8 protein-coding genes and 1 pseudogene are annotated in these 8,969 nt (G+C 37.5%); 6 read left to right on the top strand and 3 right to left on the bottom strand.

Annotated features, from left to right (window positions below; all coding sequences use genetic code 11):
• Window positions 1–553: pseudogene (locus ABH966_RS27090) on the bottom strand (collagen-like protein); the annotation flags it as partial.
• Window positions 554–735: 182 nt separating this feature from the next.
• Complete coding sequence (locus ABH966_RS26625) at window positions 736–1,821, bottom strand: glycosyltransferase (protein ID WP_370083697.1); 1,086 nt, start codon at window positions 1,819–1,821, stop codon at window positions 736–738.
• A gap of 193 nt (window positions 1,822–2,014) precedes the next feature.
• Between ABH966_RS26625 and ABH966_RS26620 the strand changes: the two genes are divergently transcribed.
• The 6 genes from ABH966_RS26620 (at window position 2,015) to ABH966_RS26595 (ending at window position 8,577) form a co-directional block, all read left to right on the top strand.
• Window positions 2,015–2,974, top strand: coding sequence for a YncE family protein (locus tag ABH966_RS26620; protein ID WP_370083693.1), 960 nt, complete (start codon window positions 2,015–2,017; stop codon window positions 2,972–2,974).
• Window positions 2,975–2,976: 2 nt separating this feature from the next.
• Complete coding sequence (locus tag ABH966_RS26615) at window positions 2,977–3,660, top strand: response regulator transcription factor (RefSeq protein ID WP_370083691.1); 684 nt, start codon at window positions 2,977–2,979, stop codon at window positions 3,658–3,660.
• Complete coding sequence (locus ABH966_RS26610; protein ID WP_370083689.1) at window positions 3,657–5,045, top strand: sensor histidine kinase; 1,389 nt, start codon at window positions 3,657–3,659, stop codon at window positions 5,043–5,045. Before ABH966_RS26615 ends, ABH966_RS26610 begins: the two co-directional genes overlap by 4 nt.
• 3 nt (window positions 5,046–5,048) lie before the next feature.
• The gene (locus tag ABH966_RS26605) at window positions 5,049–5,561 is read left to right on the top strand and encodes a FixH family protein (RefSeq protein ID WP_370083687.1); all 513 of its coding nucleotides are present in this window, start codon (window positions 5,049–5,051) and stop codon (window positions 5,559–5,561) included.
• Between the two features lie 137 nt (window positions 5,562–5,698).
• Entirely contained in the window at window positions 5,699–6,271 is a 573-nt protein-coding gene (locus ABH966_RS26600) for a TetR/AcrR family transcriptional regulator (protein ID WP_370083685.1), read from the top strand.
• A 116-nt stretch (window positions 6,272–6,387) separates the two neighbouring features.
• The gene (locus ABH966_RS26595) at window positions 6,388–8,577 is read left to right on the top strand and encodes a YhgE/Pip family protein (protein ID WP_370083683.1); all 2,190 of its coding nucleotides are present in this window, start codon (window positions 6,388–6,390) and stop codon (window positions 8,575–8,577) included.
• Here the strand turns inward: ABH966_RS26595 and ABH966_RS26590 are convergent.
• The coding region (locus ABH966_RS26590) for a hypothetical protein (RefSeq protein WP_370083681.1) at window positions 8,574–8,969 on the bottom strand (396 nt) is incomplete at its 5' end. The two genes, ABH966_RS26595 and ABH966_RS26590, sit on opposite strands and share 4 nt — an antisense overlap.

Below are 8,969 nucleotides of genomic sequence, written 5' to 3'. Positions count from 1 at the left end.
CAGTAACACCAGTAACACCAGTAACACCAGTAACACCAGTAACACCAGTAACACCAGTAACACCAGTAACACCAGTAACACCAGTAACACCAGTAACACCAGTAGCTCCAGTAGAACCAGTCACGCCAGTAGAACCAGTAGCTCCAGTGTCACCAGTAATGCCAGTAGAGCCAGTAGAACCAGTAACTCCGGTAGAGCCGGTAGAACCAGTAGCTCCAGTAGAACCAGTAGAACCAGTAGAACCAGTAGAACCAGTAGAACCAGTAGAACCAGTAACTCCGGTAGAGCCAGTAGCTCCAGTGTCACCGGTAACGCCAGTAGAACCAGTAGCCCCAGTCGCTCCCATAGCTCCGGTAGAACCAGTAACACCAGTAGAGCCAGTAACGCCAGTCGCCCCAGTAACACCAGTAGCCCCGGTAGCGCCAGTAGGACCAGTTTTTCCAGTAGGTTTAACAGGGAAAATAGGACAGCTTTGAGCGGCGCAAGGATTACAACAACATGGGAATGTATTACATTTACTGCAAACTCTTTCTTTAAAATTTCCAAATTGCATTGTTTCACCTCCTCTCTCAAATATCGTATTCATAGAGAGAGAAGATGAAATAGACAGTTAACTCCTTGGCTTTTCTAAAAATATCGATAGCGGAAAAAGTATTTTTAATCAATGTATAGTTAAAACCTAATACTAGAATTAAGAAATTACTTCAATGTACTAATCCATTACTATAGAAGAGATTAAGATTCTTCATTACCCTTTTTTAAAATACGATCAAAATATGTTTTATTGTGCAGTATTTTTTCATCATTTGGTAAAAAGGATCTGGCTAATTCATTATGCGCGTTGGCAGTTTCATATTGTTGTAACCGATCAAAGAGGACACAAAGTTGTAAGTGGGGTAACCATGTCGTAAAGGTTTTGTTTTGAAAAGGAGCGTTAGGATTTTGCTTGATGACAAGCGCTTGCTCATACCAAAATATTGCTTCATAATTTCTGGCTTGTTCCATTAAATGAAAACCAAGTCTACAACACGCTTCTGGACGTGGAATATCGTATTCAAAGCTTCTTAGAATGGAGCTCAGATTATTTTCTGGATCATTTAAATGAGAATAACAATCTGCTAATTTGAAACAGGCTCGAACATTATCTTCTACCCAGCCTAATTTAGAAGTTAAAAATGTCTCATAGTAAAATATTGCATCCTCAAATTGTCCGTGATCCAGTAATTCATTTGCGTAATAAAATGTATCTCGTGGAGAGAGCTGTTCTCCTGAGTCAACTAACTGCTTATAGATGTTAATATTCCGCGAATGATCGTGATTAAGTGGTAAATGACTGACAGCGATATTACTATCCAATAGATTTCCACCGACTTCTAAATATTCGTGTACAGCACCTATCCATTGGAATTGTTTATTTCTTCTTACTAAGCGATATCTTTTTAATAGAGAACTTACATTTCCTTCATTATCAAAGCTTAAATTATAATTCATAGAAATAGCATCTATATCAAGGGTCAAGGATTCTTTTAGTGCTTTCAATTTTTCCTGATCCTCTTCTAATAATACGTCGTCTGCATCTAGCCATAAAATGTACTCCTTTGTTGCTTGTTGGAATGAAAAATTTCTTGCAGCTGCAAAATGATGAATCCACTCAAAATCAAAAATACGATCTGTAAACTCATTAACAATTTGCTTCGTATTGTCGGTAGAGCCAGTATCGATGATATTAATCTCATCGACTAAGTCTTTTACAGATGCTAGACATCTACCGATGACATCTTCTTCATTTTTCACAATCATACATAAGCTAATGGACACCATAACGTTGATTCCTCCTAACCATAATCTATGTAGTATATGTGCTACTATAATTTTGGATTGGATAAATGCTCGTAAATGTAGCATTACATAATAATAACTGTGAAATTTGCTTGTTTTCTTTGTCATAAATTTACCTCTCAAGTTTCACGTGAATTTCACAATTGTGAAGTATAGTTAAGAAACAGAGGTGATGATGTTGAAAAAATGGGCATTCTTCATTTTTTCTTTAGTACAGCTTGTATTGCTAGTAGGGTGTACGGAGAAATCGTTTGAGCCTATTGAACGCGATCAGAATTTTATTGCATCCTTAAATATACAAGAGCCTTCTCTAGATTTTATAGATGAACAAGGTGATGTGATAGCAACATGGTTATTAGATAAAGCTTACTCAGGGGCAGTACTCCTCGGAAATGATCGTGTGTTATTGTATGGTCATCAATTAAATGAAATTGACGTCTATACATTATCAACCGGAAAGAAGCTCTATTCTAAAAAAGTACAGCTTGGTTCAACGAATGCGTATTATGCTGAAAATAGAAAACAGTTTTTTATTACGAATAGCAAAACGAATACAGTGACAAGCTTTGATGAAGAGGGCAACGAACTAGCAACACAGAAGATTGGTAATTATCCTATGTCAATGGCAGCTTATAAAGATAAGCTATATGTGATTAATTATAAAGATACGAAATTATCGGTGTTAAATATTGAGAATCTAGAAATTGAACAAGAGTGGCCGATTCAAAAATCATCACATGGAATAGCAATTCTTGAAGAGAAAAATGAACTATGGATTGGTGGCCATGGAGAAGGAAGTAAACCGAATAGCTCTGTTAAAAAATATGATCTTATAACAGGCATCAAACATGGGGAGATAGCAATGCCTTTAATGCCTGTTGGATTAACCAAAACAAAGGATGCTGTTCTCGTTGTTAGTCATGGCCGTAATGAATTATATGTTGCCGACTTTGATGGAAATGTGAAATGGCAGCAAGAGGTAGGAGCTAATCCGTTTGTCGTAAATCAGTTTAAAGATTATATTGTTGTCGCTGGTTATGATGACCATACTTTGTATTTCATAAAAGAAGGTCAGGTGAAAAAAACAGTTGATGTGGGGAAAGGTGCATTTCAATTGTTAGTGAGGGAGGAATAAATGTGACAACTGTATTAATTGTTGATGATGAGCAAGATATGCGTAATTTAATAGAAATGATGCTCCATAATGCAAAAATTGAGACCGTAACAGCAGCGAGTGGTACAGAAGCCTACGATATGATCGTGCGCGAAAAAATCGATTTAGTTCTACTTGATGTGATGATGCCACACGAAGATGGCTTTGCGGTTTGTCAAAGTATACGTGCGATGTCGAATATACCAATTATTTTCCTGACAGCACGTGATGCAAATGAGGATAAGGTTAAAGGCTTAACAATTGGCGGAGATGATTATATTGTAAAACCCTTTACAAATGATGAACTAGTTGCTCGAATCCATGCTGTGCTAAGAAGAAGTGGCACTAATATTGAAGACTTGCAGCAAAAATATGTGATACTTGGACCTATTAAAATAGATGAGATTGCACGAAAAGTATCTGTAGATGGAAAGAGTGTCCCGCTTACTTTAAAGGAATTTGAACTATTACATTTATTTATGAATAACCCTGGAAATGCTTATACTAGGGAGCAATTACTAGAACGTATTTGGGATATTGATTATGTAGGGGGAACAAGAACTGTGGACACTCATATAAAAACCTTACGTATAAAGCTTGGAAAGGAAGCGGCGGGGCATATTCAAACCGTCTGGGGAGTGGGCTATCGCTTTGATCCTGGCGAATGAAAAAGATTTCAACACGCATTTGGCTATTAATCTTTGCATTTTTGATCATTACCGTTGTCTTTATGTATGTCCTGACTGATTATTTATATGAAAGACTTTATGTAGAAGACACGGAAGAGATGATGGTAGAAGTAGGGACAAAGCTACAAACGATGTATACCGGTAGTAAGGTAACAGATGAATTTATTGCAGATATTGAACAGTATGCTAATTATTCGAATTTGAATATCTTTGCAGTAAGAAATCCGCGAGAACTAAGTGCCTGTGTGCCGTTTGATATTGATTTCGAGACATTAATTGGTCCAGAAGAGCGACAGCAATTACTTGCGGGTGAATATGTACAAAAAATAGGATATGAACCCCGATTTGATAGACAGCTAATTTCGGTAGTACTTCCGCTAGTGGATCAAAATAGGCTTGAAGGAATTATTTATATATACTTCCCTCTAGCAAAAATTAGTGAGTTAGCGAATAATGAAGTCATTTTCTTATTTGTCAGTGCCTTTATATTTTTACTTGTTATCAGCTATTTAATTTATAAGGGAATTCGCCATATTATGCGACCATTAAGTAATTTACAAAGAGCTGTTGAGCAAATGTCATACGGAAACTATGGGACGCGTGTGCCAGTTCATTCGAAAGATGAAATCGGAAGGCTATCGAGCACCTTTAATCAAATGGCAGAGGCGATCCAACAAGAGGACGAGGCTCAAAAAACGTTTTTGGCGACAGTTTCACATGAATTACGGACACCCATTAGCTATGTAAAAGGCTATAGCGAAGCAATGCAGAATGGTATTATTCCAGAACATCAAAAAGAGGAAACGATCCAGCTCATTGTACGTGAGGCAAATCGTATGGAACGTTTAACGAATGAATTGCTTCAACTTGCTCGTATGGAAAATGAACAAGCAGAAATTACTTTATATCCAATCCCTCTTGCCGAAACATTACGTGAGGTTCAAAAAATATTAACTCATCAGGCAGAGAAGAAGAGCATTGCACTCCATTTAGATGCTGATGATGCATTAATCATCAAAGCGGATGAAGTAAAGTTGAAACAAATTTTTATTAATATTATTGAAAATGCCATTAATTACTCGTATGAACAGTCAAAGGTTGAAATTACTGCCTTAGAGAATAATGCTAGTGCAAAAATTATCATTAAGGATTATGGAATGGGTATTCCTCAAGAGGATTTATTGCATGTAACGGAGCGCTTTTATCGTGTTAACAAAGCGCGGAGCCGAGCAGATGGTGGCAGTGGATTAGGCTTGTCGATTGTAGAACAATTGCTGAAGCAGTTACATGGCAAGATAGAGATTGAAAGTGAAGTTGAAAAAGGCACAGTTGTAAAAATTACATTGCCGTTAATGGAGGAATAAAACATGAAAAAATGGTTATTAGCATTAGTCGCAGTACCTGCATTATTAGTAGGTTGCGGAGAAAAGAAAGAGTCAGCAGCTTTACCAGAGCCTGAGATAGCTCAAATACCAGAAGTTGAAATTTTAACACCGAAAGAAGTAGCAATCAATGAAACAATTGATCTTGCTGCGCAGGTTGTAGAAGGTGGCAAAAAAGTTGATGACGCAGTTGTACAATTTGAGGTTTGGGAATCTGGTAAACGTGATCAAGGGCAAATGATGGACGGTAAATTAGAGAAAGATGGCGTTTATAAAGCGACGACTACATTTGACCACGATGGGGTATATTATATGTATGCTCATACTACTTCAGGCAGTGGTGTTCATAGTATGCCGAAGCAACAAATTACTGCCGGTAGTCCTGATATGACGAACGTTTTACCAGAGGATGAAAAAGCAAATAATAACAGTATGGATCATAGCATGATGAATCACGGTAATGATACTTCTGAGCATAGTGATCATGAAAAAAAGTGAAAAAAATCACAATTAATGCTTGCATAATTTTTAAAATAGGAATATGATAATGACCAGATGACCGGAATGGTTTTCTGGTCATTATCATTTTCGTGTACAAAGGCATGTACATAATAGAACAGGAAAGGATGTTACTAATGGATCGTAGGCAGGAAATTCTTGAAGCAGCTGCAAAATCCTTTACATTGTTTGGTTACAAGGCCACAACAATGGAGCAAGTGGCTAAAATCGCCAATGTCGGTAAAGGGACGATTTACACATTCTTTGCAAATAAAGAAATTTTATTTCAAGAGATAGCTATGTCACTTGTACGAGAAATGCAAGCAGAAGCAGATGCAGTGTTGGATGCATCAGCGAGCTTTATGGACAATGCACATAATGCTTTAATGAAAATGCTACAGTTCCGTGAAAAACATCTTTTATTTGCGAAGTTATTAGAGGAAGAAAAGGAGCTACGAACGCCAGCAGTTAAACAAGTTTTAGCTCGCATTGAAACTGAAATTTTATCCTACGTTACGGAATTAATTCAAAGACGTATCGATAAAGGAGAAGTTAGAGATTGTGATGCAGAACTAGTAAGCTTTCTATTGTTAAAGGCGTATCTAGCGTTTGTCGTTGATTGGCATGAGCTACATGGCGACATTATTCCTGAAGAAAAGATCTTAAATCTTTTCAAGGAAACAATCTTCCGTGGGCTAATTTTAACTTGATTTGGCTTAGTTAAAAGGTGAATCAATGACAGTCTAGTGAGGATTTAGATTTTTTTTTTGAATAAAAATGACCGACTGACGTTTTCGGTCAAAAATTATAGGAGTGAAGAAAATTTATGATTAAAGCTGAGTGGCTGAAAATCTTTAAAACAAGAAAAATGCTTGTTTCAATAATCGCTGTATTATTTATCCCAGTCATGTATGCCGGTATGTTTTTATGGGCATTCTGGGATCCGTATGAAGGTCTTCCGAACTTGCCAGTAGCTGTTGTCAATGAAGATAAGGGCGCTGAAATGGAAGGAGTTAAATTAGATTTAGGGAACGATTTAGTCGATAAGCTTGTCGAGAGTAACGAGTTTAAGTTTATTGACGTTTCCAAAGAAGAAGCTGAAAAAGGCTTACATGGCCGTGATTACTATATGATTCTAGAAATTCCAACAAATTTCTCTGAGCACGCAACTACTTTATTAGATGACAAACCTTCTAAACTAGTTATGAATTATATTCCGAATGAAGGATTGAACTTCCTTGGTGCACAAATTGGTGAAACAGCAATGGACCGTGTACGTGCGGAAGTAAATTCACAAGTTTCAGCAACTTATGCTGAAAAGTTATTTGATTCTATTACAACACTTGGAGATGGCTTTACAGAGGCTGCAGATGGCTCGAATAAGCTAGATGAAGGTGCTAAAACTTTAGCTGATGGTACAAAGGATTTAAAAGGTTATCTTGAGCAACTAGCATCAAGTACAGTTGAATTGTCAAATGGTGCAGATAAAATTACTAAAGGTGCTGGAGACGCTGCAAAAGGCGCTAATGACTTATCTACTGGTCTAGTAAAAATACAAGACGGCGCTGGACAGTTACAACAAGGTGCACAGCAAGCAGCATCTGGAGCAACAACACTTGAGCAAGGTGTATCACAATATACACAGGGTGTAGCAAAGGTTCAATCAGGTTTAGCTACAATTAGCGATAAACAAAAACAAATTAGTGCAGGTGCAGCTTCAATTGCTGAAAATGCAGGCGCATTAAATGGTGCAGCAGGCCAATTAACAGCGGGTTCTGCAAAAGTAGCAGAAGGCATCACAGCTTTATCTAATCAATTACAAGGCATGATGGCTTCATTGCCTGAAGAGCAAGCGGCAGTATTAAAACAAACATTAGCAGAGCTACAAGCAGGAAGTGCAAGCGTGCATAATGGCTTAGGTTCTTTAACTGCTGGTACAGAAAAATTACAAGCTGGTGCTAATCAAGTAAGTTCTGGTGCATCACAAATTGCAGCAGGTCAATCACAAGTGTTAGCAGGTGCTAATGAGTTAACATCAAAAAGTGGTGCGTTAGTCCAAGGAGCAAAAGGTCTTCAAGCTGGTAATGCAACACTTGCTCAAAAATTAGGTGAATTAAATGCTGGTGTTAAGACAGCCGTAACAGGTTCTAAAACATTGGCTTCAGGTTTAAATGAGCTAGCGAGTGGTTCAACAACATTAAATCAAGGTACATCAACACTTGCCTCTAAATCAGGTGAATTAGCAGAAGGTTCTAAAACGCTTGCTGATGGTACTACTGAACTTGTAGATGGTACATCAACTTTATCTAGCAAACTAGGTGAAGCAAGTGAAAAAGCAAAAGAAGTTCATGCAAGCAAAGACACATATGATATGGTAGGTAGCCCAGTTGAGGTTGATAAAGAATCTGTAAACCATGTACCTAACTATGGTACAGGTTTCTCACCATACTTTATTTCTCTTGGTTTATTCGTTGGTGCGTTATTAATCTCTATCGTTTTCCCACTTGTGGAACCAGCGATTCGTCCAAAAAATGGAGCAACTTGGTTTGCAAGTAAAGTCTCAGTTTTAGCAATAGTCGGCTTAATTCAAACTATATTAACAGTGGTTATTGTAAAATGGAGCTTAGGCCTTGAAGTAGACAATTTTGGATACTTCTTCCTAACAGCATTATTAACAAGTTATGTTTTCTTAGCTTTAATTCAAATGTTAGTATCTATTTTCGGTGATCCAGGACGCTTCATGGCGATTGTTGTATTAATTTTACAACTTACAACAAGTGCGGGTACATTCCCACTTGAGTTAATCCCATCACCATTACAAGTATTTAATAAACTATTACCAATGACATATACTGTTTCAGCATTTAAAGCTAGTATTTCAACTGGTGATACATCATACTTAATGCAAAACTACGGAGTTCTAGCAGGCTTCCTAGTAGCATTCTTAGCTATTACTTTCGGTTATTTCATGTTACTACACACAAAACGTTACTCAAAAGTAGCTGAAGAAAACTAAAAATAGGAATTTTTTACACCCACCAATATTGGTGGGTGTTTTTTGTGGTTGAATGATTGCTTTAAATAGGGAGGAGGAAGAGCTGCCAAAAACTGATCAGGTAGAGAGAAGAACTGCTCGGGTATCTTTGAAAACTGATCAGGTAGAGAGAAGAACTGCTCGGGTATCTTTGAAAACTGATCAGGTAGAGAATAAAACTGCTCGGGTATCGCCGAAAACTGCTCAGGTAGAGAATAGAGCTGCTCAGGTATCTTTGAAAACTGATCAGGTAGGGAATAAAACTGCTCGGGTATCCTCGAAAACTGATCAGGTAGAGAATAAAACTGCTCGGGTATCTTTGAAAACTGATCAGGTAGAGAATAAAACTGCTCGGGTATCTTTGAAAACTGATC

Origin of the sequence: Lysinibacillus sp. RC46, from assembly GCF_041262385.1 — a bacterium.
Taxonomy (GTDB): Bacteria; Bacillota; Bacilli; order Bacillales_A; family Planococcaceae; genus Lysinibacillus.
This window is presented reverse-complemented; position numbering and strand designations above follow the sequence as displayed.